The sequence below is a fragment of the Rhodanobacter geophilus genome (assembly GCF_040812275.1).
Classification (GTDB): Bacteria; Pseudomonadota; Gammaproteobacteria; order Xanthomonadales; family Rhodanobacteraceae; genus Rhodanobacter_A; species Rhodanobacter_A geophilus.
Genome location: NZ_JBFOHL010000001.1, coordinates 303,186 through 330,089 on the forward strand (window position 1 = coordinate 303,186; position 26,904 = coordinate 330,089).

21 protein-coding genes are annotated in these 26,904 nt (G+C 67.7%); 9 read left to right on the plus strand and 12 right to left on the minus strand.

The features are described 5' to 3' along the window. The first annotated feature begins 98 nt into the window (after window positions 1–98). Both ABQJ56_RS01350 and ABQJ56_RS01355 read left to right on the plus strand, forming a co-directional pair. Entirely contained in the window at window positions 99–485 is a 387-nt protein-coding gene (locus tag ABQJ56_RS01350; protein WP_367843189.1) for a BlaI/MecI/CopY family transcriptional regulator, read from the plus strand. Between the two features lies 1 nt (window position 486). Beyond that, window positions 487–2,403 (plus strand): M56 family metallopeptidase, encoded by a 1,917-nt coding sequence (locus ABQJ56_RS01355; RefSeq protein WP_367843190.1) that lies wholly within the window; start codon window positions 487–489, stop codon window positions 2,401–2,403. A gap of 103 nt (window positions 2,404–2,506) precedes the next feature. Here the strand turns inward: ABQJ56_RS01355 and ABQJ56_RS01360 are convergent, their stop codons facing one another. Further along, window positions 2,507–4,849, minus strand: a complete 2,343-nt coding sequence (locus ABQJ56_RS01360) for a S9 family peptidase (protein ID WP_367843191.1) — start codon at window positions 4,847–4,849, stop codon at window positions 2,507–2,509. A 154-nt stretch (window positions 4,850–5,003) separates the two neighbouring features. Beyond that, window positions 5,004–5,963 carry a FecR family protein gene (locus ABQJ56_RS01365; RefSeq protein ID WP_367843192.1) on the minus strand — a complete coding sequence of 320 codons (960 nt, stop codon included), beginning with the start codon at window positions 5,961–5,963 and terminating at the stop codon, window positions 5,004–5,006. Window positions 5,964–6,133: 170 nt separating this feature from the next. Between ABQJ56_RS01365 and ABQJ56_RS01370 the strand changes: the two genes are divergently transcribed. After that, window positions 6,134–6,523, plus strand: coding sequence for an acyl-CoA thioesterase (locus tag ABQJ56_RS01370; RefSeq protein ID WP_367843193.1), 390 nt, complete (start codon window positions 6,134–6,136; stop codon window positions 6,521–6,523). A gap of 180 nt (window positions 6,524–6,703) precedes the next feature. Here the strand turns inward: ABQJ56_RS01370 and ABQJ56_RS01375 are convergent, their stop codons facing one another. Next, window positions 6,704–6,979, minus strand: a complete 276-nt coding sequence (locus tag ABQJ56_RS01375; protein WP_367843194.1) for a hypothetical protein — start codon at window positions 6,977–6,979, stop codon at window positions 6,704–6,706. A gap of 235 nt (window positions 6,980–7,214) precedes the next feature. On the opposite strand from ABQJ56_RS01375, the gene ABQJ56_RS01380 reads away from it, so the two are divergent. Further along, complete coding sequence (locus tag ABQJ56_RS01380; RefSeq protein ID WP_367843195.1) at window positions 7,215–7,967, plus strand: glutathione S-transferase family protein; 753 nt, start codon at window positions 7,215–7,217, stop codon at window positions 7,965–7,967. An 85-nt stretch (window positions 7,968–8,052) separates the two neighbouring features. Here the strand turns inward: ABQJ56_RS01380 and ABQJ56_RS01385 are convergent, their stop codons facing one another. Beyond that, window positions 8,053–8,955: a LysR family transcriptional regulator gene (locus ABQJ56_RS01385; RefSeq protein WP_367843196.1), complete on the minus strand. Its 903-nt coding sequence runs from the start codon at window positions 8,953–8,955 to the stop codon at window positions 8,053–8,055. 115 nt (window positions 8,956–9,070) lie between these two features. Here ABQJ56_RS01385 and ABQJ56_RS01390 point away from each other — a divergent pair, with 115 nt between their 5' ends. Further along, on the plus strand, window positions 9,071–10,063 hold the full coding sequence (locus ABQJ56_RS01390) for an aldo/keto reductase (protein ID WP_367843197.1): 993 nt from the start codon (window positions 9,071–9,073) through the stop codon (window positions 10,061–10,063). A 102-nt stretch (window positions 10,064–10,165) separates the two neighbouring features. Here ABQJ56_RS01390 and ABQJ56_RS01395 read toward each other — a convergent pair whose 3' ends face one another. Beyond that, entirely contained in the window at window positions 10,166–12,142 is a 1,977-nt protein-coding gene (locus tag ABQJ56_RS01395) for a M1 family metallopeptidase (protein ID WP_367843198.1), read from the minus strand. 103 nt (window positions 12,143–12,245) lie between these two features. On the opposite strand from ABQJ56_RS01395, the gene queF reads away from it, so the two are divergent. Both queF and ABQJ56_RS01405 read left to right on the plus strand, forming a co-directional pair. Beyond that, complete coding sequence (gene queF, locus ABQJ56_RS01400) at window positions 12,246–13,082, plus strand: NADPH-dependent 7-cyano-7-deazaguanine reductase QueF (RefSeq protein ID WP_367843199.1); 837 nt, start codon at window positions 12,246–12,248, stop codon at window positions 13,080–13,082. 138 nt (window positions 13,083–13,220) lie between these two features. After that, complete coding sequence (locus tag ABQJ56_RS01405) at window positions 13,221–13,778, plus strand: hypothetical protein (RefSeq protein ID WP_367843200.1); 558 nt, start codon at window positions 13,221–13,223, stop codon at window positions 13,776–13,778. A gap of 16 nt (window positions 13,779–13,794) precedes the next feature. Here the strand turns inward: ABQJ56_RS01405 and ABQJ56_RS01410 are convergent, their stop codons facing one another. The 5 genes from ABQJ56_RS01410 to ABQJ56_RS01430 form a co-directional block, all read right to left on the minus strand. Beyond that, on the minus strand, window positions 13,795–14,265 hold the full coding sequence (locus ABQJ56_RS01410) for a DUF3617 domain-containing protein (protein ID WP_367843201.1): 471 nt from the start codon (window positions 14,263–14,265) through the stop codon (window positions 13,795–13,797). Window positions 14,266–14,335: 70 nt separating this feature from the next. Continuing rightward, window positions 14,336–16,384, minus strand: a complete 2,049-nt coding sequence (locus ABQJ56_RS01415; protein WP_367843202.1) for an alkaline phosphatase family protein — start codon at window positions 16,382–16,384, stop codon at window positions 14,336–14,338. Between the two features lie 156 nt (window positions 16,385–16,540). Beyond that, entirely contained in the window at window positions 16,541–18,190 is a 1,650-nt protein-coding gene (locus tag ABQJ56_RS01420) for a multicopper oxidase family protein (RefSeq protein ID WP_367843203.1), read from the minus strand. A gap of 115 nt (window positions 18,191–18,305) precedes the next feature. Further along, window positions 18,306–19,346 carry a glycerophosphodiester phosphodiesterase gene (locus ABQJ56_RS01425; RefSeq protein ID WP_367843204.1) on the minus strand — a complete coding sequence of 347 codons (1,041 nt, stop codon included), beginning with the start codon at window positions 19,344–19,346 and terminating at the stop codon, window positions 18,306–18,308. A 19-nt stretch (window positions 19,347–19,365) separates the two neighbouring features. Continuing rightward, window positions 19,366–20,835, minus strand: coding sequence for a class I SAM-dependent DNA methyltransferase (locus ABQJ56_RS01430; RefSeq protein WP_367843205.1), 1,470 nt, complete (start codon window positions 20,833–20,835; stop codon window positions 19,366–19,368). A 354-nt stretch (window positions 20,836–21,189) separates the two neighbouring features. Here ABQJ56_RS01430 and ABQJ56_RS01435 point away from each other — a divergent pair, with 354 nt between their 5' ends. Both ABQJ56_RS01435 and ABQJ56_RS01440 read left to right on the plus strand, forming a co-directional pair. Continuing rightward, the gene (locus tag ABQJ56_RS01435; protein ID WP_367843206.1) at window positions 21,190–21,924 is read left to right on the plus strand and encodes a hypothetical protein; all 735 of its coding nucleotides are present in this window, start codon (window positions 21,190–21,192) and stop codon (window positions 21,922–21,924) included. After that, entirely contained in the window at window positions 21,924–22,406 is a 483-nt protein-coding gene (locus tag ABQJ56_RS01440) for a type II toxin-antitoxin system VapC family toxin (RefSeq protein ID WP_367843207.1), read from the plus strand. The genes ABQJ56_RS01435 and ABQJ56_RS01440 overlap by 1 nt, the downstream gene beginning before the upstream one ends. A 3-nt stretch (window positions 22,407–22,409) precedes the next feature. On the opposite strand, the gene ABQJ56_RS01445 is transcribed toward ABQJ56_RS01440, so the two are convergent. Continuing rightward, entirely contained in the window at window positions 22,410–24,035 is a 1,626-nt protein-coding gene (locus tag ABQJ56_RS01445; RefSeq protein ID WP_367843208.1) for a restriction endonuclease subunit S, read from the minus strand. Beyond that, on the minus strand, window positions 24,032–26,812 hold the full coding sequence (locus ABQJ56_RS01450) for a type I restriction endonuclease subunit R (protein ID WP_367843209.1): 2,781 nt from the start codon (window positions 26,810–26,812) through the stop codon (window positions 24,032–24,034). The genes ABQJ56_RS01445 and ABQJ56_RS01450 overlap by 4 nt, the downstream gene beginning before the upstream one ends. Window positions 26,813–26,904: the final 92 nt, after the last annotated feature.

Genomic DNA, 26,904 nt, shown 5'->3' on the forward strand with positions numbered 1-26,904 from the left:
CGGCGGCAAGTCCCGCAAGCGAGGCGCCGCACCCACTTGACTACACGTGTCGCCAGGCGTAGCGTGACGACACGTGTAGTCAAAACAGGCGCGCCCGCATGCCCAGACCCTCCATCGGCGACCAGGAACTCGCCCTGCTGCGTTACCTCGCCGAACACGAGCCCGCCTCGGTGGGCGAGGTGGCCGCCGGCTTCGGCGAAACGCAGGGCCTCGCCCGCTCCACCGTGCTGACGATGATGGAACGCCTGCGCGGCAAGGGTTACCTCAGGCGCCGCCAGGCGGGCGGCGTCTACCGCTACAGCACCGCCACCGGCCCCGGCGAGGCGATGCGCAGCGCGGTGGGCCAGTTCGTCGAAAAGACGCTGAGCGGCTCGGTCTCGCCGTTCGTGGCATGGATGGCCGAACGTGGCGAGGTCAGCGACGACGAGCTGGTCGAGCTGCGGGCGCTGGTGAAGCAGCTCGGCAGCGCGCGCAAGGAGAAATGACATGGCCACGCTCGACCACCTGTCTGCCCTGCTGCTCGAACGCCTCGCCTGGACCTCGCTGCAGGCCGCCCTGCTGGTGGGCGCGGTGGCCCTGCTCATCCGCATCCTGCCGCGCCTGCCTGCCGCCGCGCGCTGCGCGTTGTGGTGGCTGGTGGGTCTGCAGGCGCTGCTGGGGCTGTGCTGGCAGGCGCCGATCCGCCTGCCCTTGCTGGCGCCGGCGTCCGCCGTGGCGATTCCCGCTGCCGCCACGGCGCAACGTTACGGGTCCGCTGCCGACATGGCTCCCGCCTCCCTCATCGTCGCGAACGCCAGCCATGCGGACGCGGCGCCGGCACCGGCTGTCACGGTTTCCGGCGACACCGTGCCAGGCGGATTGGCCACGCACTGGCGCACGTCCCTGGTCGCCGCATGGCTGATCCTGCTGCTGGCCCAGCTGCCCGCATTGATCCGCGAGTACATCCGTGCGCACCGCCTGCGCCACGCCGCGCGGGCGGCGACGGATGCCGAGCTGTCGAAGCGCTGCGCACGGCAGGCACGCATGCTCGGCCTGCGTCGCACGCCCGTCGTGCGGGTCTCGCCCCGCATCTCCTCGCCCCAGGTCAGTGGCGGCTGGCGCCCGGTGGTGCTGTGGCCGGCACACGCCACGCTGGGGAGCGAGGAAGCCGCGCTGGCGCTGGCCCACGAACTGGCGCACGTGAAGCGGGGCGACCTGCTGCTGGGCTGGATTCCCGCACTGGCTGCGCGGCTGTTCTGCTTCCATCCGCTGCTGCGCTGGGCGATGCGCGAATACGCGCTCAACCGCGAAGCCGCCTGCGATGCGCAGGCCATCGAACTGCAACGCGCCGCACCGCAGGATTACGGCCGCCTGCTGCTGCAACTGGGCGTGGTGCACCCGCTGCACGCCGGCCTGGCTGGCGCGTCCCCCAGCTTCCACAACCTGAAGAGGCGGCTGACCATGCTGCAACAGACCCCCGCGGCCATGCCGCGCGTGTGCGGCTGGCTGCTCGTCGCGCTCGTCGCGCTGATCGGCGTGCTGCCGTATCGCGTGGTGGCAGGCGACCACGCCACCACTGTCGCCACGCCCGCGTCGGCCAGTTCCATCGCGCTGCCGCCTCCACCACCGCCGCCGCCACCGGCCCCTCCCGCGCCACCTGAGCCCGATGCAGCGACGGCACCGCTGCCGCCCCCGCCCCCGCCGGCACCCCCACTGCCGCCACCCGCACCCAACTTCGGCTTTCACGCCAGCAGCGTGAACATCGACATCGAGTCCCGCATGCAGCATGGCTTCGCGTTGTTCGACGGCAGCCATCTCACGATTCGCGGCACCGAGGCCGATGCCGCGGCCATCAAGCATCTGCCCAAGACCGGTGGCCCGCTGCTATGGCTCCGCCGCGGTGACAAGACCTATGTCATCCGCGACATGGCCGCCATCGAACGCGCGAAGCAGATCTGGTTGCCACTCGCAACGCTTTCGCAGCAGCAAATGGGACTCGCCGCGAAGCAACGCGCGGCTGCCATGCAGGACGCCGACATTGCAAGACACTCGGCAGCACTGGCTCGCGCCCAGGCGGAGTTGGCGCGCTCGCAAGCCAGCCTCGCCGCCGCGCGGGCATCTCTTGAAGCCGATGCACAGGCCCGTGGCACCGACGCGCAGAAGGCCGCCGCAGACAGCGCTCGCCAGGAAGCCGAGGCGCAACAGCAAGCCATCCAGGCCCAACGTCTCGCCATTGATGCCAGGCAGGCCGAAATACAGGCGCACGCACGACAGCATCAGCGCGATCTGGATGCGCAGCAGGCGGCCCTCGAAAAGCAGCAGGCGATCCTGGACAAGCAGGAACAGGCCGTCACCCGCAAAGCGGATGGCGACATGGATCGGCTGATCGACGAAACGCTGGCCAAGGACAGCAAGCCCCGATGACCGCCTGGCAAGACTGAGCCGATCGCATCCGCATGCCGCGAAATGCAAAAAGGCCGGGGCTCGCGCCCCGGCCTTTTTGTTGACGCCACCCAACCGGCCGCTTTCAGAACCACGGCCACTTCTTCAGCTCGTACTCCTTCGGCGGCGTGTCGCCGGCGAGGTATTGCACGAAGTAGTCCCAGCGCCGGCGCGTGGCGTACGGCGTGGAAGCCGCGTAGCCGTGGTGCACGTTGGGGATGATCAGCATGTCGAAGTCCTTGTTGGCCTTGATCAGCGCCTGCGCCACCAGATAGGTCTCGCCCACCGGCACGTTGTCGTCGATCGTGCCGTGCACCAGCATCAGGTGGCCCTTGAGGTTCTTCGCCATGTCCTCGTTGGCCTGGTTGTCGTAGTTGGTGGTGCCGTCCTTGTTCGTCACCAGCAGGCCCTGGTACTTCTCGCCCCAGTCGTTCTCGTAGTTGCGGTTGTCGTGGTTGCCGCTCTCGGCCCAGCCGACCTTGAAGAAGTCGGGGTAGCGGAGCATCGCGTCGGCCGTGGTGTTGCCGCCGCCGGAGTGGCCCCAGATGCCGACGCGATTCACGTCGATCCACGGATAGCGCTGCGCCAGTTCCTGGATGCCCTTGACCTGGTCGGGCAGCGTGTTGTCGCCCATGTTGCCGTACCAGGTGTGGTGGAACGTGGTGGAACGCCACGGCGTGCCCATGCCGTCGAGCGCGACCACGATGAAGCCCAGCTCGGCCATCGCCTGGTTGTCGCCGCGCGAGGGATTGAAGCTGCGGCCGCGCACCGAGCCGGTCTGCGGGCCCGGATAGACGTAGTCGATGACCGGGTACTTCCTGTTCGGATCGAAGTTGGTGGGCTTGAACATCACACCGTACAGATCCGTCTTGCCGTCGCGCGCCTTCACCGTGAACGGGATCGGCGGCACCCAGCCGGCGGCCTTCAGGCGGCTGATGTCGGCCTTCGCCACGGTGGCGATGACGTGGCCGTCATCGGCCGAACGCAGCACGGTGACCGGCGGCGTGGTCGGCGTGGACCAGCTGTCCACGAAGGTCTTGCCGTCGGGCGACATGCTGATGGTGTGGTCGGCGTTCTCCGGCGTGAGCAGTACCGGCTTGCCGCCGTCCAGGCCCACCTTCCAGAACTGCCGGTAGTACGGGTCCACGCCCGGCACCTTGCCCACGCCGACGAACCACAGTGCGCGCGACTGGCGATCGACATGCAGCACTTCGGCCACGTTGCCCTCGCCGCTGGTGACGGCATGCTTCACCTTGCCGGTCTTGAGGTCGTACAGATACAGGTTGTTCCAGTCGTTGCGTTCGGACGGCCAGATGGCCTCATGCGCCTTGGGCAGGTATTGCCAGTTCACCTCGCCGTGGCCGCTTTCGTAGTAATCCTTGACGCTTTCCTCGAAGGCGGTGCGCACGGCACCCGTGTCGGCGTCGGCCACGCGGTACCACTCGTGCTTGCGGTCGCGCGAGCTGTTGACCATCGCCAGCGTGCGGCTGTCCGGCGCCCACTTCAGGTCGCTCCAGTGGCCGTCGCTGTTGCAGCTGATGTCGTCGCACAGGCTGGACAGGCGCTGCTGCGGCTCGATCTTCAGGCGCACCACCTTGCGGCTGGCCACGTCGATCACCACCGGCTCGATCATGAACACCTTGTCGTCGCCCGGCAGCGGGTACTTCCAGGCGTCCAGCACCGGATGGCCCACCTGGGTCTTCACGGTGTACATCTCGCCCACGCCGCGCTGGTCCTGCTGGTAGGTGGCGATCTTCTTCGAGTCGGGCGACCAGTTCACCACAGCGCGATCGGTATGGATCCAGCCGGCGTTGTCGGTGGCGTAGCCGAAATCCTTCACGCCGTCGGTGGTGAGCTGGGTCTCCTTGCCGGTGGCGAGGTCGCGCACCCACAGGTTCCAGTCGCGGATGAAGGCTTCCTTGGTCTTGTCGGGCGAAACGATGCCCGGCTCATGGCCGGTCTTCACCGCGGACCTGGCCGTGCACTCGCCCGCGCCCTTGAGGTCGCACAGGTAGTGCTTGCCCATCAGGTCGATGTCGTAGCGGCCGTCCTTCTGCACGCTGAAATCGAAACCGCGCGCCGGCACCTTGTCCGCCGGCACCGGCTTGCCGGTCGCCTTGGACAGTGCGGCGGCCAGCCTGGTCTGGTCGAACGCCGGCGCGGCGTTGCCGGTGGCGGTGTCCATCACCATCACGTGGTCGCCGCTGGCGTCGTGGTCGACGTACCAGAAGCGGGTGTCGTCCAGCCACTTCACCCGCTGCACGTCGTGATCGACCAGCGGCGCGGTGTTGTAGGACATGAAGCGTTCCGCTTGCGCGTAATCCTGCGCGGTGAGCGTGCGTCCCTGCGCCATCGCGCCGGTGGTGCACACCAGCAGGCCCACTGCCAGCGCGCCGGCCAGGCGCGTCTTGACTATCGTCGAACTCATCTTGCCACCCCTCGTGGGAACGAAACCGGCGCCCGCCGCGCGAACGCATCAACGCCCGATGCTAGCGCCTTGCCGGCGCGGGCACCCCTGCCAAAGGTTGAGGCGGCAACGGCCCGCACTGGGCACGAAGATGCAAGGCCAGGGGCGGAGCGGCTCAGCGTGCCGCGCGCTGCAGCACGATCTCGTACGGCGATACCTGGACGGCCCGCAGCAGGCGGCTGCGTTGCAGCGCCTGCGCCAGCGCGGCCGGATCGCCCGCATCGAAGACACCGTTGATCGGCAGGTTGCGCAAGGCATCGTCGCCGAAGCTCAAGCGGATGTCCGAATAGCGGTTCATCGCCGCCACCAGCTCGGCGAGGCTGCGATGGTGGAACACCAGCTCGCCGCGAGGCCAGCCGCGTGCAGCAGCCAGGTCCGCCGGTTGCACCCCGCCGAGGCGACCGTAGCCATAATCGACCTGCTCGCCGGGCCGCAACGTCACCTGCTCGCTGCTGGCCGGCAGGCTCACCGACACCGTGCCGGCCAGCGCGACCACGCGAACCTCGCCGCCCAGCCGGCTGACCTGGAAGCGGCCACCCGCCGCGCCGATGACGCCATCGCCGGCATGCACGGTGAATGCTTGCGACACCGCGGATGCCAGGTCGAACTGCGCGCGGCCACGTTCCAGCCCCAGTTCGTGCCGCTCCCCGGCGCTCATGCTGACCGCGGTCTCCGTGTCCAGCAATGCCGTGCCGCCGTCCGGCAGCGGCAGCATGCGCTGCTCGCCGGTGGCGGTGGCGACATGCTGCAGCGTGGCCTGGCGGGCCACGGCCCGCCAGGTGCCCACGGCCACCGGCAGCACGCAAGCCACGGCCAGCAGCAGCACCCAGCGCAGCGGGGCGCGACGGGAGCCGGCTCCGGCTTGCTGCCGGATCTCGCCGTTGACGGCCGGCCGCGGCGCCACGGTGTGGCTGTAGCCCAGCGGGGCATTCGCGCCCGTGGCCGTGCGCCGGCATGCCGCGACGGTCTCACCGGCCGGCAGGGCCCGCGGGTCCGGCATGCGCTCGACACGTCGCCGCGCCGCCTCGCCCGGGCGCAGCAGGAACACGACGTTGTCGGCGTATATGCGAGCCATGACGGTGACGCCCGACCTCCGCTGCCGTCCCACGGCGGAACGGCCGGGTGCCAGTTAGCCCATGGCTGCGACAATCTGTCATCTGGCGGCGCAACATCGGCATCGCCGATCGCCCGGCCGCGAGGATTCCTGCGGGAGAATGGCGGACTTCCCTTGCCCCGGACCCGCCGATGACCACCGCCCTGCCCGAAGCCCGTCTGCTGGAAATGGTCTTTCCCGACCACACCAACCATCTCGGCACGCTGTTCGGCGGCCAGGCGCTGGCGTGGATGGACAAGGCGGCTTTCATCGTGGCCTCGCGCCACGCGCGACGCATCGTGGTCACCGCGCGCTCGGAAGAGGTGAACTTCCGCGTGCCGGTGCGCGAGGGCCAGCTGGTGGAACTGGTGGCCCGCATCGTGGGCACCGGCCGCAGCTCGATGCAGGTGGAGGTGGAGATGACCGCCGAGGATCCGCTCAGCGGCGACCGCCGCGTCTGCACCACCGGCCGCTTCGTGATGATCGCGCTGGATTCCAACGGCACGCCTACCGCGGTGCCGGCGCTGCCCGCCGCAGGCTGATACCCGCCCTGCCGCAAGGGGAATGGCGCTGCCGCCCGGCACGGGCCGGGCGGCAGCGCGGGTTTGTCACCGGGTCAGTGGATGTAGCCGGACTCGGCGGTGTTGACCGTGATCCTGATGAGTTTCATCGAGCCCACGTTGCCCACGCCGCCATTGGCAAAGGTCAGCACGCCCTCGCCCTTAGTAGTGGAACTCCGTGCGGGAATTGTCGCTGCCGAAATGGAAGGGGATCCAGGCCTTGCCGGTCACGTAGGTCTTCTGGTCGGTGGGCTGCCCGATCAGGTCCGTGACCTCCTTGGAATACATGCCGACCTGGATCCTGGCGAACCTGCTGCCTGGCGCGGGCGTGCCCACGACGGCGGCCTCGTCCTTCGGGGCACCGGCACCGAGCGCCAGCGGCGCATGGGCCGCGAGCAGCCCCAGGGACGACATGAACACGAGCGGCCTGATCTTCACGGACGGTTTCCTTGTGGGTTGGGTGGTCGCCGAGGCGAAGCGGCCCGCCCGAAGCCGGACACGCCCCGGAAGCCGCGACTGGTCGAATCGGTCCCTGTGGCCTGGCGGGATTGCGCCGGGCGATGCGCGGCGGAATCGGCGGGGATGCTAGGGCTGCCCTCCCCGCTGACGAAGAGGGCGATTCGCTGCATTCGTGTAGGATTTTTCCCAGCATGGTTGTCACGGGACCTGCCACATGCCTGCGCAACGCAAAGTGATCGGCAGCTACCTCTCGCCCTACGTGCGCAAGGTGCTGGCCTGCCTTGAGCTGAAGGAGCTGGACTACGAGATCGACCCGATGCTGCCGTTCGTGGGCAACGCGGACTTCGCGCGACTGAGCCCGCTGCGGCGCGTGCCGGTGCTGCTCGACGACGGGCTGGTGCTGAACGACTCCTCGGTGATCTGCCAGTACCTGGAAGACAGGCACCCCATGCCATCGCTCTACCCGCGCGACATCGCCGACCGCGCCCGCGCGCGCTGGCTGGAGGAATACGCCGACACGCGGCTGGCAGACGGGCTGATCTGGCGGCTGTTCTACCAGCGCTCGATCCGCCGCCGCGTGTTCGGCGAGGCGCCCGACGAGGCGGTCGTGGCGCAGGCGCTGGAGGTGGAGATCCCCGCCGCGACCGACTACCTGGAAACCCAGTTGCCGGAAGACGGCTTCATCTTCGGCGCGCTGTCGATCGCCGACCTCAGCATCGCCAGCTATTTCCGCACCGCCGCCTTCGTGCGCCACGAGATCGACGCGGCGCGCTGGCCGCGTACCGCCGCGCTGGTGGCCCTGGTGCTGTCGCAGCCGGCCCTGCGGAAGCTGGCCCGCTACGAGGACTGCACGCTGCGCCTGCCGCTGGCCGAACAGCGCGCCGCCCTGCTCGCCGCCGGCGCACCGCTCAGCAGCGAGACGATGGGCACCAGCGCACCGCGCCCGGTCATGCCGCGCACGTCGTGACACGCCCGCCGGAGCACGCCCCGTGCGCGGATGCGCGCCGATCGAAGCCTGGCGCATTCGCGCACGGGGTGCGCTCCGGTGCGCCTCAAGCCTGCCGCCCCATCAATTCCACCAGCCAGTCCACGAACACGCGCAGCCGCGCCGGCATCTGCCGCTGCGGCGCGTACAGCACATGCATCGGCAGCGTGGGCGGCGGCAGGGCCGGAAGAACCTCGCGCAACGTGCCCTTGGCCAGCGCGTCGACGATGCGGTAACGCGGGAATTGCGCGATGCCCAGGCCCGCCTCGCAGCAGGCGAGGTAGGCGTCCACGCCGCTGACCGTGATGCGCGCGGGCAGGCTCACCGCGCGACGGCGACGGTTGACGACGAATTCCAGCGAAGGCTCCGCCCGGCGCGTGGTGGGCGAGGCCCAGTTCACCGCGAAATGCCCCTGCTGCAGATCGGCCAGCGTGGCGGGCTTGCCGTGGCGACGCAGGTAGGCGGCGCTGGCCACCGTGGCCTGGGCCAGCGTGGCCACGCGCCGCCCGACCAGGCCCGAGTCCGGCAGCTCGCCCACGCGCAGCACGCAATCCACGCCTTCGCGCAGCAGGTCCACGAAACGGTCGCTGGTGCCGATATCCAGTTCGATCTGCGGGAAGCGCGCACAGAACTCCGGCAGCGCGGGGATCACCAGTTGCCGCGCCAGCGTGGCCGGCAGGTCGATGCGCAGGCGGCCCTGCGGCTTCAGCGCGGCGTCGCGGAAATCCGCCTCCACCTCGTCGAGGTCGGCGAGCAGGCGTACGCAATGCGCGTAATACGCCTGGCCGTCGCGGGTGACGCGCTGGCAGCGCGTGGTCCGCTGCAGCAGCTGCGCGCCCAGCCGCGCCTCGAGCTTCTTGATGGCGTGGGTGACGGTGGCGCGCGGCAGATCGAGATCGTTGGCGGCGGCGGTGAAACTGCCCAGCTCGACGATCCGCGCGTACAACCGCATCATGTCCAGGCGATCCATGGATTGTTGTCCAAAACGGAATGGTCTTGGCGATTATTGGGTATTTATCCCACAACGGCCATGGCGCAGGATGGCGCCGGCCTCACTCCCCGACCTTTTCCCACGGAGCACCGTCATGCAAACCCGCACACTCGGCAACAACGGCCCGCACGTCTCCGCCCTCGGCCTCGGCTGCATGGGCATGAGCGATTTCTACGGCCACCGCGACGACGCCGAATCCATCGCCACCATCCGCCACGCGCTGGACCGCGGCGTGACCCTGCTCGACACCGCCGACATGTACGGCCCGCACGTCAACGAGGAGCTGGTGGGCAAGGCGATCAAGGGGCGCCGCGACGAGGCCTTCGTCGCCACCAAGTTCGGCATCGTGCGCGACCCGGCCAACCCGCAGGCGCGTGGCGTCAATGGCCGCCCCGAATACGTGCGCGCCGCCTGCGAAGGCAGCCTGAAGCGGCTCGGCATCGAGACCATCGACCTGTACTACCAGCACCGCGTGGACCCGACCGTGCCGATCGAGGAAACCGTGGGCGCGATGGCCGAGCTGGTGCAGGCCGGCAAGGTGCGCCACCTCGGCCTGTCCGAGGCCTCCGCCGCCACGCTGGAACGCGCCGGCAAGGTGCATCCCATCGCCGCGCTGCAGAGCGAATACTCGCTGTGGACGCGCGACCCCGAGGACAACGGCGTGCTCGACGCCTGCCGCCGGCTGGGCATCGCCTTCGTCGCCTATTCGCCGCTGGGGCGCGGCTTCCTCACCGGCGCGATCCGTTCGCCCGACGACTTCGAGGCCGACGACTACCGCCGTTCCAGCCCGCGTTTCCAGGGCGCGAACTTCGCGCGCAACCTGGCCCTGGTGGACAAGGTGAAGACGCTCGCCGCCGACAAGGGCTGCTCGCCCGCGCAGCTGGCGCTGGCCTGGGTGCTGGCGCAGGGCAAGGACGTGCTGGCGATTCCCGGCACCAAGCAGCGCTCGCGGCTGGACGAGAACCTGGGCGCGCTGGACGTGGCGTTGTCGGCCGACGATCTCGTCGCCATCGATGCGGTGTTTCCGCCGGACGCGGTGGCCGGCGCGCGCTATGCGGCGGCGAGCATGACGCACATCAACGGCTGAGGCGGTCCACGCCGGACGCTGCAGGGTGAATCCTTCGCCCTCCGGGAGAGGGTGCCCTCTCCCCAACCCCTCTCCCGCCAGCGGGAGAGGGGCTTCGAGGCGTCAGTGCATCGTGTAGCTGTTGTTGGAGCGATCCGCGTCGGGCAGCTTGTGGTCGGGATCGAGTTCCAGCTTCGCGATGCGCTTGCCGGTGCCCAGCGTCACCTTCGGCGTGGCGCTGAAGCGCCAGGTTTCCACCGGCAGGCGGATGTCGCGATGCGTGCCGTCGCTGAAATCCACCCGCAACGTGGCGGGCATCACCAGCTTCTGCCTGCTGACCAGGTTCACCGTGACACCCTTGGCCGGGTCGCTGTCCACGTAGCTGGCGCCGCTGACGCCCATGTCCAGCTGCCAGTTGTGGAAGTACCAGCCACGCCACCACCACGACAGGTCCTCGCCCGCGGCGCTGTCCATGAAGCGGAAGAAGTCCGAAGGCGTGGGATGGTGGTACGCCCAGGTGCGGATGTAGGCGCGGAACGCGGGGTCGAAGCGGTCGGGGCCGAGGATCTGCTCGCGCAGCAGCACCAGGCCCAGCGCGCCCTTGAAGTAGGTGACCGAGTGGCGGTACTTCTCGCTGATCTCATCGGCATGCGCCATCAGCGTGGGTGCCTCAGGGTCGGCCAGCAGCGGCAGGATCTCGTCCACCGGGTTGCCGCCGTGCGGCGCGTATTCGCCGTCGCGCTTGGGACCGTATTCGCCGTGGTTGAAGGCGTCCGACGCGTAGACGTCGATGAAGGTGTTGAAGCCCTCGTCCATGAACGCGTGGCGGCGCTCGTTGGAGCCGACCACCATCGGGAACCAGGTGTGGCCGATCTCGTGCGCGCTGATCCAGAACAGCGGCTTGCCGTGGTCCTGGTAGCCGTCGAACACGATGCCGGGGTATTCCATGCCGGCGCCGTGGCCGCCGAGGTTGATCGCGTTCGGCCACGGGTACGGGTACCACTTCGCCGAGAAGTGCTCGACCGCGCCCTTGATGTATTCGGTGGAGCGGTTCCACTTGTCCGCGCCCACGCCCTCGACCGGATAGATCGACATCGCCATCGCGTGCTTGCCGCCGGGCAGGTTGATCCGCGCGGCGTCCCACACGAAGGCGGGCGAGGCGGCGAAGGCCACGTCGCGGGTGTGCTCCATGTGGAAGCGCCAGGTCAGCGTGCCGCTGCGGGTGGGGCGGGAGGAAGGATCGTTCACTTCCTCCGGTTTGCGGATGTACACGGTGCGGTCGCTCTTCGCCGCTTGCGCAAGGCGCTCGCGCTCGGTGGCGGTGAGCACCTGGTCGGGGTTCATGAGCTGGCCGGAGCCTTCCACGATCCAGTTCCACGGCACCGTCACCGCGTAGTCGATGTTGCCGTATTCGAGGTAGAACTCCTGGCCCACGTAGGGCAGCGTGTCCCAGCCGTGCACGTCGTCGTACACCGCCATGCGCGGGAACCACTGCGCGATCTCGTAGATGTCGCCGTTCTTGCTCGGCGTCACCGCGGTGCGCCCGCCCCACGTGCCGGGCACGGTGTAGTGGTAGCGGACGTGCAGCCTCAACTGCCCGCCCTTCGCCTTCAGCGCCGCGGGCAGGTCCACGCGCAGGCGCGTGTCGTCCACCAGGTAGTGCACCGGCTTGCCGTCCACTTCCACCGCGTCGAGCTGGTAGCCGTCGGTGCCCTGTCCAGGTTCCTTCGGCCACGGCGAAGTGAGCGCGCCGCGCGAATCGGGCTTGTAGATGTTCTGGTCGAGCTGCAGCCACAGCGCGTCGAGCGCGTCGGGACTGTGGTTGGTGTAGGTGATGGTTTCCTCGCCGGCCAGGCTGTGCGTGGCCGGGTCGATGCGCGCCTTGATGTCGTAGTCGGCGCGGTTCTGCCAGAACGCGGGACCGGGCTTGCCGGCGCTGTCGCGGAACGCGTTGGCCGGATGCGGCAGGGAGAGCGGCGCGAACAGCGCCTGCGGGTCGAAGCCGGAACCGGTGTCCTGGGCAAAGGCCGGCGCACTCAGGGCGGCGGCCAGCGCGAACAGGGCAACCGCGCTGCGGCGGGCCGAAATCGGGTTCTTCATCGGATGCCTTCGGGCGGGGGACGGGCCCGTCCACTATAGGAACCGGGCCGCGCAGGCGGATAGGCCAGAAGTACTGGTCGGGCCGCCCCGCTAGAATGGACGCATGAGCACGCCCGACCACTCCCCCCTCGGCAAGGCCACCGTCTACGCCGACCGCTACGATCCCGGGCTGCTGTTCCCCATCCCCCGCGCCGCCAAGCGCGCCGAACTGGGCGTGGGCATGCCGCTGCCGTTCCACGGCACGGACATCTGGAACGCCTACGAGCTGTCCTGGCTGGACCTGCACGGCAAGCCGCAGGTGGCGCTGGCCGAGTTCCACGTGCCGGCGACCACGCCGAACATCATCGAGTCGAAGTCGTTCAAGCTGTACTTGAACGGCTTCGCGCAGGAACCGCTGGCGGACGCGGCGGCGCTGCGCACCCTGCTGCAGCGGGATCTCGGCGCCGCGGCCGGCGCCGTGGTGGAGGTGATCCTGCATCCGGCGCGCGCCGCGGCGCATCCCTTCGCCGACCTCGCCGGCGAATCCATCGACGCCCTGCCCGTCGCCATGGCCGACTACGGGCCGCCCAAGGCCGACTACCTGCACGCCGACGCCAGCGCCGCGGTGGTCGAGGAAACCCTGGTCTCCGACCTGCTGCGCTCCAACTGCCCGGTCACCGGCCAGCCCGACTGGGGCAGCGTGCAGGTCGCCTATCGCGGCGCGCCGATCGACCGCGAGGGCCTGCTGCGCTACCTCGTCTCGTTCCGCACCCACAGCGAATTCCACGAGCAGTGCGTGGAGCGCATCTTCATGGACATCACGGCGCGCTGCGCGCCCGAACGGCTGAGCGTGTACGCGCGCTACACCCGCCGCGGCGGGCTGGACATCAACCCGTTCCGCAGCAGCGTGCCGCCCGCGCCGGACCACATCCCCGACAACCGCCGCGGTGCGCGGCAATAGCCGCCGGCGCGGACCACGGGAAGACGCCGGACAAGCTCTTGCGGTAATCGGAGCTTCAGACCGCGCGTACTAGCCTCGGTCCGACTCGAATCGCCCAAGCATCGCGTCCGCGCGGCACTGCGACCACGGGATACCGCCATGCACCGCCTCGCCCATCCATTCGTCCTGTGCTGCGCCGGCCTGCTGCTGTGCGCCTGCCACCGGCACGACAACGCGCCGGTCAATCCGATCGCCACCGCATCCGGTGCGGCGCCCGCAGCGGCACACACGGGCAAGCCGGCCCATGCCGCACCGGCCAACGCCGCCACGGCACCGGCCACTGGCACGGCCAAACCCTCCAGCGCGAGCGATGACAGCTTCCGTGTCGCCACCCTCACCGTGGGCAGTGCGATCGACGCCGGCTATACCGTGACCGCGCCGGCCACCCGCTTCGCCGCCGACACGCCGGTGATCTACGCCAGCGTCGCCACCATCGGCCGCACCGCCGGCGCCACGCTGGGCGCGCGCTGGCGCTACCTGGAAGGCCAGGGCGTGCTGGTCAACGAGCTGCGCCAGACCGTCGCCGCCAACGGCCCCGCCGTCACCACGTTCAAGGTGCAGAACCCCAGCCGCTGGCCGGCGGGCAAGTACAGCGTGGAAATCTCGCTGAACGGCAAGTCCGTCGCCCGCCGCGACTTCGAGATCGGCAAGCGCTGATCCGGCGCCCGCCGCCTCAGTCGCTGGGCCCGGTGCAGGCGGCGCGGCGCACGCCTTCCACCTGCAGCACCTCGCCGCGCCCTTGCAGGCTGATGCTGGCGGTGTAGTGCTCGGGCGTGTCGAACTCCACCCGGCCGCGCCCGCTGGGCACCGGCATGCCGGCGCAGCTGAGCGTCCAGTCCAGCGCCGTGCTGCTGCGATGCTGGTCGCTGCGCCGGCACTGCGGCGCGGGCATGGGCAACGCGGCGAAGCGTGCCCAGGGATCGTCTCCTTCGTTCACGCAGTGCCATTCCACCCTGGCTGGCCCGGCATGGCCGTTGCTGACCACGCGCAACACGACCCGCCACAGGCCGGGCATCGCCTGGAAGTCGGCGGGATCGGCCCGGGTGACGGCGACACATGCCACGCCGGACAGCAGCACGGGCAGGCCGAAGCGCCGGACCGCCACCTGCATCCGGCGCACCGTCCCGCGGACCGATGCAGTCATGCTTGCTCCTCCATCGTGCGGCCCGCGGGCGTCCGGCATGCCGGTTCGCCCGCGGGCCTGTTGCCTGCGCTCAATCCTGCAGCGCCTCGTCGTCGTGTCCGTGGCCCGGCTCATGCGCCAGGCGGAAATCGAACATGTCCATCAGGTTGCCGATCGCCGGCGCGTTGAGCGGAACATAGGGATTGCCGGTGGCGCTGACCGGATTCGGCAGGTTGTCGCGGCTGCGCGCCGAGATGCGCTCGTGCAGCCCCCAGTTCGCCTCGACGAATTTGTCGAAGGAGACGTGATCGTAGTAGGTGTGCACCACGTGGCCGCCCTCGGAGTACTTCGAGATCACCAGCAGCGGGATGCGCGTGCCGTCGCCGAAGAAGTCGATCGGCTGCACGTAGCCGGAGTCGTAGTAGCCGCCGCCTTCGTCGAAGGTCACCATGATCGCGGTGTCGTTCCACAGCGTCGGGTTGGCCTTGACCATCTCCACGATCTTCTGCACGTAGCCCTCGAACAGGTCGAGCTTGGACGAGGCGGGATGGCCGTCCAGCAGGCCGTCGGGCTTGGCGATGGAGACCGCCGGCAGGGTGCCGTTGCCGATGTCGTTGTAGAGGTCGTTGATGTCCTGGTTGCGCGCGCGCAGCTTCGGGTTGGTCATCACCTGCTCGGAGTACAGGAACGGGTTGCAGATGTTGCAGTAGCTGCCGCCCTCGCCGTCCTCCTTGCCGCCGTCCCAGCCCTCGCCGTAGTACTTCCAGCTCACGTGGTGGCGGTTCAGCAGCAGGGCCAGGTTGTCCTGCCGGGTCGGCGGGATGGTGAACTGGCTGGCGCCCAGCGGCGCGGGCGTGCCGTCGCCGAGGTAGCCCGGGTTGTAGTTGTTGACCAGGTAGTAGGCGCCGGCCTTGCAGTCGCCGCCGCGGAAGCTCGGGTAGTGCAGCGCGTGCAGGTAGTTCTTGATCTGCGCCACGCCCGGCTGGCTGTCGTCGGCGCAATTGACGTAGGAGCCGCCGCCGTAGCCGTCCTGCACGTACCAGTTGTTGGTGCCCGGCTGCGCGTCGGGGTTCTCGATCTGGTTCGCCGGCGGCACCGTCGGCCGGCCCTGGGCGTCGGCGTACCAGATGAGGTCGCCATAGCCGAGCATGATGTGGTTGGCGCCGGTGCCGCCCATCACCGACTGGTGGAAGTTGTCGCTCAGCGTGTAGGTTTTCGCCAGCTCGGCGAAGTACGGCGCGTCGCCGCGGGCGACGTTGAGGAACTGCATCGCCGTGGAACCCTCGCCGGTGGTCTCGTCGGTGAAGTTCGCCGGCTGCGGCTGGCCGTTGTTGCCCGCGCCGATGGTGGTCTCCACCCAGGGGAACAGGTCGTTGCGGCAGCCGCTGGGGTTGTCCTTCGTCGCCGCCGCGGCACTGCAGTCGAGCTGCTGCCACATCTGGAAGAAGCGGTGCACGGGGCTGTTGGCGTAGGCGTCGTAGCTCAGCGAGGCGTGCATGTCGACCGGCGCATTCGGCAACTGCGCGGGAAAGCGCGTGTCGACCACGTCGCTAGGCAGGCCGGTGCCACCGGCGGCGAGTTCGCCGTAGGCATCGTCCGGCAGGCCCGGCTCGAAGGCCTGTGCCTGCTGGGCCGAGGCGAACAGCGCCTGGGTGGGCGCACCGCCGGTGTTCATCGCCGGCAGCGTGGCATACGGCGCGGTGTGCTGCGGCGCCAGCGCGAACTTGCCGGTGCTCTGCGCCTGCCACTGCTGCGCCTTCGCCACCTGCGGGCCCGGCGTGCCGTCGGCGTTGACGATGCCTTCGGACAGCAGGTTGCGCACCTGCTGCCCGCGCGGCGGCGTGTAGGTGGCGAACACGTGGTCGAAGGTGCGGTTCTCGCCGATCAGCAGGATGACGTGCTTGATCGGCGTGTACGTGCTGTTGCTGCGATCGTCGCCGTCGTCGGGGCGATGCAGGGTGATGATGCCGCCGGGCAGGCCCTGCGCCGGACTGTGACTGGTGTTGTGCACGGTGGAGCGGAACGGCGCGTCCTGCGACTGCGTGCCGGCGGTCTGCGCGCCGGCCAGGCCGGCGAAGCCGCTGACGAACGCCCCCACGGCCAGTGTTTTCCATCGGGTACGACCGAAGATCGTGAACATGCGGATACTCCCTGATCGATGACCCCCCTGATGCCGGCCCGCGCGCGCAGCGTGGCGCGGCGCGAACCTGCGTGGAGTGTGGGCCGCTGAAGTGACCATCCGTTGGCACACGCAAGACAGCGGTGGCGGCCACGATGACAGTGCCGCGACAGGTTCTCAGGCAGGCAGCAACTCGTACGGCCGCATCATCTCGTTGTCCTCGTGTTCGAGCAGGTGGCAGTGCCACACGTAGCGCCCGGGCTCGCCCTCGAAGCGCACCGCGATGCGGGTGACCATGCCCGGATCGGCGCGCACGGTGTCCTTCCAGCCCGCCTCGTGCGGTGGCGGCGGCTGCGCCGGGCCGGTGTACTTCAGCTCGCGCCGCGCATTCCATGCGAACAGGTCGAACGGCCGCCGTTCGAGCACCTGGAAGCGCACCAGGTGCAGGTGGACCGGATGCGCGTCGCCGCTGAGGTTGACGAAACTCCAGGTCTCCACCGCACCCGCATGCGGCCGTTCGGAGACCGGGTCGGACCAGCGCTTGCCGTCGAGCAGCATGCGCAGCGCGTTGCCGCCGGCATCGTCCACCTCGCCCAGGGTCAGCACGCGATCGCGCGCCGCGGCGACATCGAGGCGCGGCACCGGCCGCAGCCGTGCCGGCAGCGCCGAATCATCGTGGCGGCCGCGCTCGCCCACGCGGAATTCCAGGATGCCGCCGCCATGCAGCTGCAGCTGCAGCTGCACCCGCTGCCGCGCCAGGCCGGCGAAATCGACCACCACGTCGGCACGCTCGGCGGGATACAGCGTGATGCGACTATGCTCCACCGGCGCCGGCAGCAGCCCCTGGTCGCTGCCGACCTGCCGGAACACCAGTCCGTGCGTCAGCGCCAGCTCGAAGAAGCTGCTGTTCGCCACGTTGAGCAGGCGCAGGCGGTAACGGCGCGGCTCCACGTCGAGATACGGAAACAGCTTGCCGTTGCACAGCACGGCATTGCCCTGGCACTGCATCACCCAGGGCGCCGCGGGATCGTCGGACACCGGGTAATACAGTTGGCCGTCGCGGCCGATCAGGCGGTCGCACAGGAACAGCGGCAGGTCGCATTCGTCCGTGGGCAGGCCCAGCGCACGCTCCTGCGCATCGCGCACCAGCCACGCGCCGTACAGGCCGGCGTAGATGTTGAGCCGGGTAATGCCCATCGCGTGGTCGTGGTACCACAGCGTCGCCGCGTCCTGCGCGTTCGGATAGCGGCCGAGCGCGGAACGGCCGGGGACGTACCAGTCCTCGGGCCAGCCGTCGCTGTCCGCCGGCACGCGCGCGCCGTGCACGTGCGTCACCGCGCGCACCTCGGGCTTGTCGCGCTCGGCGCCGTGGATCGTGTGGTCGATCGGCAGGAAGTGTCGCGCCGGCAGCGCGTTCGCCCACTCCACCAGCACCGCCTCGTCGCGCTCCACCTCGATCGTGGGCCCCGGCGAGCTGCCCGCGTAGCCCCACTGCGGCGTGGGCGGCAGGTCGCGGTGCAGGCGCGCCGCGAACGCGCGCATCTCCATGCGATAGCACGGCAGCAGGCGCCCGGGCCAGGCCGGATGCTCGCGGCGCCCGACGGGACGCGCTCGCGCGGGCCGCGGCAACGGATCGACGAAGGGCGCCAGCCTGGCCGGATTCAGCAGCGGCTGTTTCGGCGCCGCCAGCCGCGCCGCGGCGGTGCGCATCTGCATGCCCGGCATCGCGTCGGTCGCCACGCCCGGCGATGGCAACACATCGGCCAGCAGGCCCGCGCCGAGCAGGCTGCCGGCGGCACGCAGGAAATCCCGCCGCGAGCGGCTCATGCCGCCTGCCCGGCCATGCAGGCTGCGGCCATTGATCCAGCGGCATGCGAACGGGCGAGCATCATCCCCGCACCGTAAAGGCGCGGGATGACGGTACGGTTTCAGTCGCCGGTGGTCATGCCTCGTCCACCGCCTTGCGGCCGACGGCGGGATCATCGGTGAAGAACGCATCCATGCCCGCGGCGAGGCAGGCGCGGATCTCCGCGAGGCTGCCGGCCTCGTTGCGCCGTGCATCGTCGCCCGCGCGCAACGCCGGCGGCAGGAAGGCGTTCTCGGGGCGGAAGGTATAGGCATGCACTTCCAGCCCGGCCGCGTGCGCATCGCGCACCAGCGTGCCAGGCGCGGCCAGCCCACCGTCCGGCGCGAGCGGCACCACCATGCGCGCGGGCGGGCCGATCGCATCCGCGTAGCCGGCGATGCCGCGCAAGTTCCGCGGCGTCGTCATCTCCGCGTAATTCAGCGTGCCGCCCGCGGCGGCCACGTCATACGGCTGCTCGTGTGGCTCGCCGATCAGCTGCAGCAGGCGCACGTTCGCCATGCCGCGCCGCCGGCGCTCGCCATCGAGGTATCGCAGGTTGCCCCTCTCGAACGACTGGATCTCCACCGGCGCCGCGCGCATGTACGCATCCGTCGCCAGCGCATCCAGCAACGCATCCTCCATCGGCAGGCCGATGTCGCGGAAATACGTGCCGTGCTTGATCTCCGGAATCAGGCCCACCACGCGGCCGCGCGCCGCCGACTCGCACGCGGCCAGCGCGACGATCTCGTCCAGCGTGGCGATGGGATACAGGCCGTCGTGGCGCACGCCGCGCAGCCCGGGCAGCCGTTCGCGCGCGCGCAGCACCTTCAACTCCGCCAGCGTGAAGTCCTCGACGAACCAGCCCGCCACCTCGACGCCATCGATGTGCTTCACCGTGCGCCGCGCGGCGAACTCGGCATGCATGGCCACGTCGGTGGTGCCGGAAATCTCGTTCTCGTGCCGCGCCACCAGCACGCCGTCGCGCGTCATCACCAGGTCCGGCTCGATGAAATCCGCGCCGTCGGCGATCGCCCGCGCATACGCCGCCAAGGTGTGCTCCGGCAGCCACGCGCTGGCGCCGCGATGGGCGATCACCTGTACCCGTGCGGCAAGCGGCTTTTCGATCACGGGCGCCATGCGCAACCATCCGTCGCCACTAGACAGCCTGCCCCGAAGATCCGGGCAGGGAACCCGCCACCTCGCGGAAGTGCGCCAGTGCCGTTTCCAGGTGTTCGATGATCTCCTGCGCCAGCACGTCCGGTGCGGGCAGGTCGTCGAGGTTGTCGAGGCTTTCGTCCTTGAGCCAGAAGATGTCGAGGCTGGCCTTGTCGCGGGTAATGAGTGTCTTGTAGTCGAAATACTTGAACCGCTCCGTCTCTTTGCGCTTCTGCCGGTTGGCCGGGTGGTAGCAGTCGATGAAGTCCTGCAGGTCGTCGCGCTTGAGCGGGCGGGTCTTCAGGGTGAAGTGCTTGTTGGTGCGCAGGTCGTAGATCCACACGCCCTTGGTGTACACCTTGCCGTCCTTGGGCCTGGCGTCGAAAAACACCACGTTGGCCTTCACGCCCTGCGCGTAGAAGATGCCGGTGGGCAGGCGCAGCAAGGTGTGCACGTCGCAGGTTTCCAGAAGCTTCCTGCGGATCTTCTCGCCGGCACCGCCCTCGAACAGCACGTTGTCCGGCAGCACCACGGCGGCCTGGCCGGTGGTCTTGAGCATCGAGACGATGTGCTGCAGGAAGTTGAGCTGCTTGTTCGAGGTGGTCTGCCAGAAGTCCTGGCGCTCGTAGGTCAGCGCGTCGCGGTCTTCGTCACCGTCCTCATTGGTGATGGTCATGCTGCTCTTCTTGCCGAAGGGCGGGTTGGCCAGCACGTAGTCGAACCTCTTGATCGGTTCGGAGATCAGCGCATCGGAGCGCTCCACCATCGGCGCACCGTCGAGCGCGCCGATGTTGTGCAGGAACAGGTTCATCAGGCACATGCGCCGCGTGCCCGGCACGATCTCGTTGCCGTGGAAGGTGTCATGCCGCAGGAAGTGTGCCTCGGCCTTGTTCAACTTGCGCTGGTTCAGCCATTCATGCACGCCGAGGAAAAAGCCGCCGGTGCCGCAGGCCGGATCGGCCACCGTCTTCTTTGGCTCCGGCTGCATGCATTCCACCATCGCCTGGATCAGCGGGCGCGGGGTGAAGTACTGGCCGGCGCCGCTCTTGGTGTCCTCGGCGTTCTTCTGCAGCAGGCCTTCGTAGAGGTCGCCCTTGACGTCGGTTTCCAGGCTGAGCCAGTTCTCCGCGTCGATCATCTGCACCAGCCGCGCCAGCTTGGCCGGGTCCTGGATCTTGTTCTGCGCCTTGAAGAAGATCGCGCCGAGCATGCCCGGCTCCTCGCCCAGCTTGTGCAGCAGCTTGAGGTAGTGCGCCTCCAGCGGCTCACCGGTCTTGTCGCGCAGGCTGGCCCAGTCGCAACTGCGCGGCACGTGGGTGTCGCGGTTATGTGGCGGCAATGAATACTCGTGCGCCAGCTTGAGGAACAACAGGTAGGTCAGCTGCTCCAGATAGTCGCCATAGCCCACGCCGTCGTCGCGCAGCGTGTGGCAGAAGTTCCAGATCTTCTGGACGAGGGTGTTGCTGTTCATGCAGCTCTCCATCGGATCAACTTGTAAGGAATCCTTGCAAGTCGGGCCTCGCTTCAGCAGGAACGATCAAGGATTCCTTGACCGTTCATTCAGAATCATTTGTCAGTTGACCCGGCCGACAGCCGGCCCATACAGTCCACGCCAACACGGCCCTCGCCACTGCATCGAAAGATGCACGCGGGGGTTCTATTTTGATGAGATGTTCCTGGGGGATTCGTGTTCAGTCAGCGCGTTAGGCTACACTTTGCCAGCATTCAAATGCGAGGCCGATAGCCGCCACAGCCGGGCGCTCGTCCTGAATGGCACTGGGCTCGACTCGCGGCCTGCAACCGGATCGTTCCTCCGGCGAAAACCATGAAACCGACCACCGCCAACTATGATTTCCGCATTGACGCCCTGACGCCGGAAACCCTGCGTCTGAGCCGTTTCGTGGACTACGTGGATGCTTTGCGCGGTATCTTTGGCGCCACGGAAGACGTGTACTTCCACCAGGTGCGCAAGGGCAGTGCCGTGCTGGAGTTCGCTGCCAGCCAGAAAGCTGCGCCTCGCATCGAAAAGCGCCTGCAATTGCTCGGTACGACCGACATGCCTGCGGACATGGCCGCACAGTGGACGAACATCAACCGCTACCTGCGCCGCGACGGCGCCAGTGCGCGATTGATGCGCAAGGGTGGCAAGGTTGCGCTGGCTCAATTTGCGGGCATTCGCACGCCGCTCGCGCAGGAAGCGATCGTGCACGAAAGCGGGACGCTGGATGGCGTGGTGGTTGGCGTGAAGGGCGTGGACGACAGCGTGCCCATCTGGCTGAAGGCCGATGACGGTGCCTTGCTCAAGTGCAATGCCCGTCGCGACATTGCCCGCCAGCTTGCGCCCCTGTTTGACACATATGTGCGTGTAGCGGGCAAAGGCAAGTGGCGGCGCGGTGACGACGCCCGCTGGACGCTGGAAGAGTTCGACATCCAGAGCTTCGAGCGGTTGGATGAAACACCGCTGGAACAGCAAGTGCGGGACATCCAGGCCATCGCGAACAACGGCTGGAATGAACTGGAAGACACCCAGGCCGCATGGCACGAGTTGAGGGCCGACTGATGCCGGTCGCCTTCGATGCCAACATCCTGATCGACCTGTTCAATCCCCGCATCAAAGGTGACCGCCGCGCCAAGCTGGACGGCCTGCTGGAACAGTACGCCAGAACCAAGATCATCATCCCCACGCCCAGTCTGACCGAGTATCTGGTGCGAGCAGGCAAGGCACGCGACGAACTGCTGGCAAAACTCTCGGCAAGCCGCTCCTTCAGCATCGAACCCTTCGACCAGCGAGCGGCCACCGAATGCGCGCTGTTGCTGGCCGACCATTGGGACGACACCACGCGCAAGCAGATCACGCGCACCAAGTTCAAGTTCGACTGGCAAATCGCGGCTATCGCGCTGTCGCGCAATGTCACCCGCATCTACAGCGACGACGCTGACCTGCAGCGTATCGGGAAAGCATTGTCTCTCGATGTGAAGGGTATCGACGACTTGCCCATACCCGACTCGGCACGGCAGGCGAACATGTCATTTCCTAAGTAAACGCTACGCCTTCCGACCTCGTTTCGCCACTGGCTTGGCCTTGCCCGCATGTTCCACCTTCGCCGCGCGGATGCGTTCCAGCAGCACGCTGGCGGGTTCGTCGTCAGGGTCTTGCGGCACCAGCTGGCCGGCGAAGGCGGCTTTGAGGATGTTCTTGCGTTGGGCTGCGGATTGTTGAAGTGATCCATCAACCGCCGCCAGCTGTGCGTCGATGGCTTCGTGATGCAAATCCAACTGTTCGACGATGGCGATTTGCTCCTCGAAAGAGGGCAAAGGCACCGGCGTGCGTCGAACATCTTGTTGATTGATGCTCGCCTGGTTTACCGCCCACTTCGCGTCCTTGGTTAGCCGCGCGCGCCCCGCCACCGATCCCAGGTAGAAGGCGACATAGCTGGTGCTTACACTTCCATGGAGCCGCATGCGCATCATGTTCGACTCGAACAATGCCGCATCCAACGATGCCGGCACCTCAAGGCACTTCCCGAGATGAGTCATGCTGTTCACGCGATTGATCACAATGTCGCCTGACTTCAGCTCGTATGCGTCGGAAATTGAAGCATCGGCTTGCACTCGACTGAGTGCGTCGCGCTCCCGGTACCAACCAATTTGGTAGTCGTCGATGCGAAGAATGGGAATTCCTCGTCCGTAAAGACTGGAGGGCAAGTAAAGCCCGTTCTGCGGCCCTTCCTTGATCAATGCATCCAGACTCGCCCACACCCATCCCTTTGGCAATTCGGGCAAATCGGTAGTGTCGGCGGCGACGGGTTCGGGGTATTTGGCTTGCCAGCCTTTGGGTGGGGGCTTGCCCTGCTCGGCGAAGTTGGCGAGATGCCTGGTTTCCCACCGGGTGCGGCGTTCGGTGAGGATGCGTTGCAGCAGGTCGGCGCCGGACTCCTGCGATTCGTTGGATGACGCGCGGGCGACGCGCCAGTCGGCGGTCAGTGTGCCTTCCACCGCCGCCTTCAGCAGCGACTGGCGGTATTGCGCCAGCTTGCGCTGCGCGGCCTTCAGCTCGGCCACGCCGGCATCGAGGTCGGACAGAAGCTCTTGGAGTTTTTCGACGATGCGGGTTTGTTCGGCGCGCGGTGGCAGGTAGAACTTGAAACCTTCGATGTCTCTTGGACGTACTGCCGGATATAACGCGCCCTGCACGACGCCGCACATTGCATCGACAAAGTCATCCGTTTGCACGAGGTAGTAGAGAAAGCCGGTTTCAATCCATGGTGAACGCAGCACATGGAAGCCGGTCGAAGCGATAGATCCATGCAGCTCTTGTGTGACCTGCGCAACGGCGTTCAAGTTTGGCCGCGTCATTGAAACAAGCACGTCACCAGCTTGAACCTTCTGCCGCGCACGACTCGGAGCCTCTGCGAGAGGGATCAACTTGCGCTCGACGAAGGTCTTCCTTTCACGATCTACACTGCCAATATCGAGGTAGATAAAGTCATCGACGGGTCCGCTTGAATCGATACTGCTATCCACAACGTCCGCGATGCTGACTTCGACCAGTTCGGTGGTTAAGTGGTCGAGATAAGAGCCGGCGCCATCCGATATATGGTTGGATGCGTGAATGGTGTCGCTACCACGACCTATTGATGCGGCGACTTTTTTTCTTGCTACCTGCTTCAAGCCACAAGTTCCTCATTCATTTCCTTAAGCAGCCCATCGATCTGCTCGCCAAACACGTTCCACGCCTTCTGCAGTCCGCCCTTGCCGGCCAGCTGCGCGTAGTCGAAATCGTCGCGGCTGATCGAGCAACTGGACGCGATGTGATCCTTGATCAGCCGCAGCCACTCGGTCTGTTCCGGGGTGAACGCCGTGGCACGTTGTGCATTGTGACGGAAGATCCACTCCTGGAAGCGTTTGTCGACGCTGTCGGCGAACGGGCGCAGTTCGTCGTCCAGCCCCAGCGCGAAGCGCACCAGCGCCACCAGATCGGTGAGCTGGCGGCGCGTGTCGGCGCCCTTGACCTTGCTGGCCTGCACGCGGGCGTAGGCGCTCCACAGCCGCTCGGTGGTGAGCATCAGCGGCGGGCGCGACAGCGCGTCGTGCAGGTCTTCGATCATGGCGAAGGTGAGCTGGCGGCGCTGGTAGGGCTGCTGGTAGAAGAAATCCAGCGCGGCGATCTCGTTGCGGTGCTCGCGCAGGTAATCGGCGAAGGCCTGCACGGTGGCCGTGGCCTGCGCCTCGGCCTGCGCGCTGAAGCCGCTGAAGGTGACCTGGTCGGGGTTGATGTGGTCGATCAGCTGCTCGCGCTCGCGGCGGGCGGATTCGATCAGGTCGCGCAGCCTGGGATCGTCGAACGGCTGGCAGGCGCCCAGCACGCGCTGGTGGCGGGCGGCATCGAGTTCGTCGGCGGTAAGCGTATCGGCGCTGCGGGTGATGCCGGCGGCTTTGGCGGTATCCAGCGCATCGGCCACGACGAGGTCCGGATCGAGCGCGCTGACCAGTCCACGGGCGAGGTCGTTGAGCGCGATGCCGCCAGAGGTCTGCTTGATCCGCGCCAGCGCTTTGTCGTCCAGTTGCTTGGCCAGGCGCACCAGCCGGTTGCCGAGGCTGAGCACCGTGTCGTCGTCGGCGCCGCCGACGGCCATGCTTTTCAGCAGCTGGTCGAGCGTGGCGCCGGGTTTCTTTTCCAGCGGACGGCTTTCGGTCTTCAGCGACTTTTCCACGCCGACGGCGTCGATCAGCACGAAGTGGGTCTTGGCACTGTTTGCGCTGTTGCTGACCTTCTTCAGCGATTCGGCGTCGAGGCTGCGCACGCCACGGCCCTTCATCTGCTCGTAGTAGCCGCGGCTGCGCACGTCGCGCATGAACAGCAGCACTTCCAGCGGTTTCACGTCGGTGCCGGTGGCGATCATGTCGACGGTAACGGCGATGCGCGGGTAATACTCGTTGCGGAAGTTGGACAGGATGGTGTCCGGGTCTTCGTCGGCCTTGTAGGTAACTTTCTTGCAGAACGCGTTGCCCTCGCCGTAGACCTCGCGCACGATCCGGATGATGTCGTCGGCGTGGCTGTCGGTCTTGGCGAAGATCAGGGTCTTGGGCACTTCGGCGCGGTGCGGATAGATGCGGGTTTCCGCCGCGGCCTTCATTTCCTCGATCACCTGGCGGATCTGGTTGGGATTGACCACCGAGCGGTCGAGGTCGGTATTGGCGTAGGTGACGTCGTCCTCGGTCTGCGCCCAGCGCTTGGCGCGGGTCTGGCGATCGCGGTGGTCGACCCATTCCTTCGCCTTCAGTTCGGCGCCGGCGCGGGTGATCTCAGTTTCGATCTCGTAGACGTCGTAGCCGACGTTGACGCCGTCGAGCACGGATTGCTCGTAGCTGTATTCGGCCACCACGTTCTGGTTGAAGAAGCCGTAGGTGCGGTTGTCCGGCGTGGCGGTGAGGCCGATCAGGAACGCGTCGAAGTAATCCAGCACCTGCTTCCACAGGTTGTAGATGCTGCGGTGGCACTCGTCGATGACGATGAAGTCGAACGTCTCGATCGGCACCGCGGCGTTGTAGCGGACCTCCCGCGCGGGCCGGGTGCCGGGCGGCAGCTCGGCGAGCGAGATGTCCTCGGCCGAGTCGTCGATCGATTCGCCCGAGAGGATGGAATACATGCGCTGGATGGTGCTGATGCACACCTGCGTGTGCGGATCGATGTGGCTGCTGGACAGCCGCTGCACGTTGTAAAGCTCGGTGAACTTGCGGCCGTCGTCCGGCGGCGTGTAGGCCATGAACTCCTGGTGCGCCTGCTTGCCCAGGTTGCGGGTGTCGACCAGGAACAGGATGCGCCTGGCACCGCCGAACTTGAGCAGGCGGTAGACCGAGGTGATGGCGGTGAAGGTCTTGCCGGCGCCGGTGGCCATGTGCACCAGCGCGCGCGGCTTGGCCAGTGCCAGCGATTTCTCCAGGCCGGTGACGGCGCTGACCTGGCAGGCGCGCAGGTTGCGTTCGGGCAGCGGCGGCATCTGCTCGGCAAGCCGGCGGCGCAGGGTGTCCGGTCGGGTCACCCAAGTGGCAAGCGTCTGCGGCTGGAAGAAGTGGAACAGCTCACGGGCACGCGGGTGTGGATCGGCGCCGTCGGCGAAGTGGATGATCTGGCCGGTGCCTTCATAAAGGAAGCGCAGGGGCGGGCTGTCCTTGCGCCACTTCAGCCTGGCGCTGGCGTAGCGCTCGGTCTGGGCTTCGTGCGCGGTCAGGTTTTGCCCGGCCTCGTCGCGCTTTGCCTCGATCACGCCAACGGGGTTGCGATCTACGAACATCAGATAGTCGGCCGGACCGGTGTCGGTGGGATATTCGCGCACCGCCACGCCCGGCGCGGCGCCGAGGTTCAGCTGCTTCATGTCCTGGACGACCCAGCCGGCAGCCTCGAGTTTGGCGTCGATCTGCTGTCGGGCCCGTGCTTCTGGTGTCATGCGTTCCATCCCCCGTAGCGCCCCGGCGAGGGTCGCAGCCCGACCGGCGCGTGGCAACTGCCGATTCGCATGCAGCGAATGGAAGCGAAGGA

Coding starts and splice junctions, on each gene's coding strand:
- ABQJ56_RS01420 (WP_367843203.1), bottom strand. CDS start 18,190: ATGAGCCGCTCGCGGCGGGATTTCCTGCGTGCCGCCGGCAGCCTGCTC.
- ABQJ56_RS01410 (WP_367843201.1), bottom strand. CDS start 14,265: ATGACTGCATCGGTCCGCGGGACGGTGCGCCGGATGCAGGTGGCGGTC.
- ABQJ56_RS01415 (WP_367843202.1), bottom strand. CDS start 16,384: ATGTTCACGATCTTCGGTCGTACCCGATGGAAAACACTGGCCGTGGGG.
- ABQJ56_RS01360 (WP_367843191.1), bottom strand. CDS start 4,849: ATGAGTTCGACGATAGTCAAGACGCGCCTGGCCGGCGCGCTGGCAGTG.
- ABQJ56_RS01425 (WP_367843204.1), bottom strand. CDS start 19,346: ATGGCGCCCGTGATCGAAAAGCCGCTTGCCGCACGGGTACAGGTGATC.
- ABQJ56_RS01390 (WP_367843197.1), top strand. CDS start 9,071: ATGCAAACCCGCACACTCGGCAACAACGGCCCGCACGTCTCCGCCCTC.
- ABQJ56_RS01430 (WP_367843205.1), bottom strand. CDS start 20,835: ATGAACAGCAACACCCTCGTCCAGAAGATCTGGAACTTCTGCCACACG.
- ABQJ56_RS01370 (WP_367843193.1), top strand. CDS start 6,134: ATGACCACCGCCCTGCCCGAAGCCCGTCTGCTGGAAATGGTCTTTCCC.
- ABQJ56_RS01450 (WP_367843209.1), bottom strand. CDS start 26,812: ATGACACCAGAAGCACGGGCCCGACAGCAGATCGACGCCAAACTCGAG.
- ABQJ56_RS01405 (WP_367843200.1), top strand. CDS start 13,221: ATGCACCGCCTCGCCCATCCATTCGTCCTGTGCTGCGCCGGCCTGCTG.
- ABQJ56_RS01435 (WP_367843206.1), top strand. CDS start 21,190: ATGAAACCGACCACCGCCAACTATGATTTCCGCATTGACGCCCTGACG.
- ABQJ56_RS01365 (WP_367843192.1), bottom strand. CDS start 5,963: ATGGCTCGCATATACGCCGACAACGTCGTGTTCCTGCTGCGCCCGGGC.
- ABQJ56_RS01350 (WP_367843189.1), top strand. CDS start 99: ATGCCCAGACCCTCCATCGGCGACCAGGAACTCGCCCTGCTGCGTTAC.
- ABQJ56_RS01440 (WP_367843207.1), top strand. CDS start 21,924: ATGCCGGTCGCCTTCGATGCCAACATCCTGATCGACCTGTTCAATCCC.
- ABQJ56_RS01355 (WP_367843190.1), top strand. CDS start 487: ATGGCCACGCTCGACCACCTGTCTGCCCTGCTGCTCGAACGCCTCGCC.
- ABQJ56_RS01380 (WP_367843195.1), top strand. CDS start 7,215: ATGCCTGCGCAACGCAAAGTGATCGGCAGCTACCTCTCGCCCTACGTG.
- ABQJ56_RS01385 (WP_367843196.1), bottom strand. CDS start 8,955: ATGGATCGCCTGGACATGATGCGGTTGTACGCGCGGATCGTCGAGCTG.
- queF (WP_367843199.1), top strand. CDS start 12,246: ATGAGCACGCCCGACCACTCCCCCCTCGGCAAGGCCACCGTCTACGCC.
- ABQJ56_RS01395 (WP_367843198.1), bottom strand. CDS start 12,142: ATGAAGAACCCGATTTCGGCCCGCCGCAGCGCGGTTGCCCTGTTCGCG.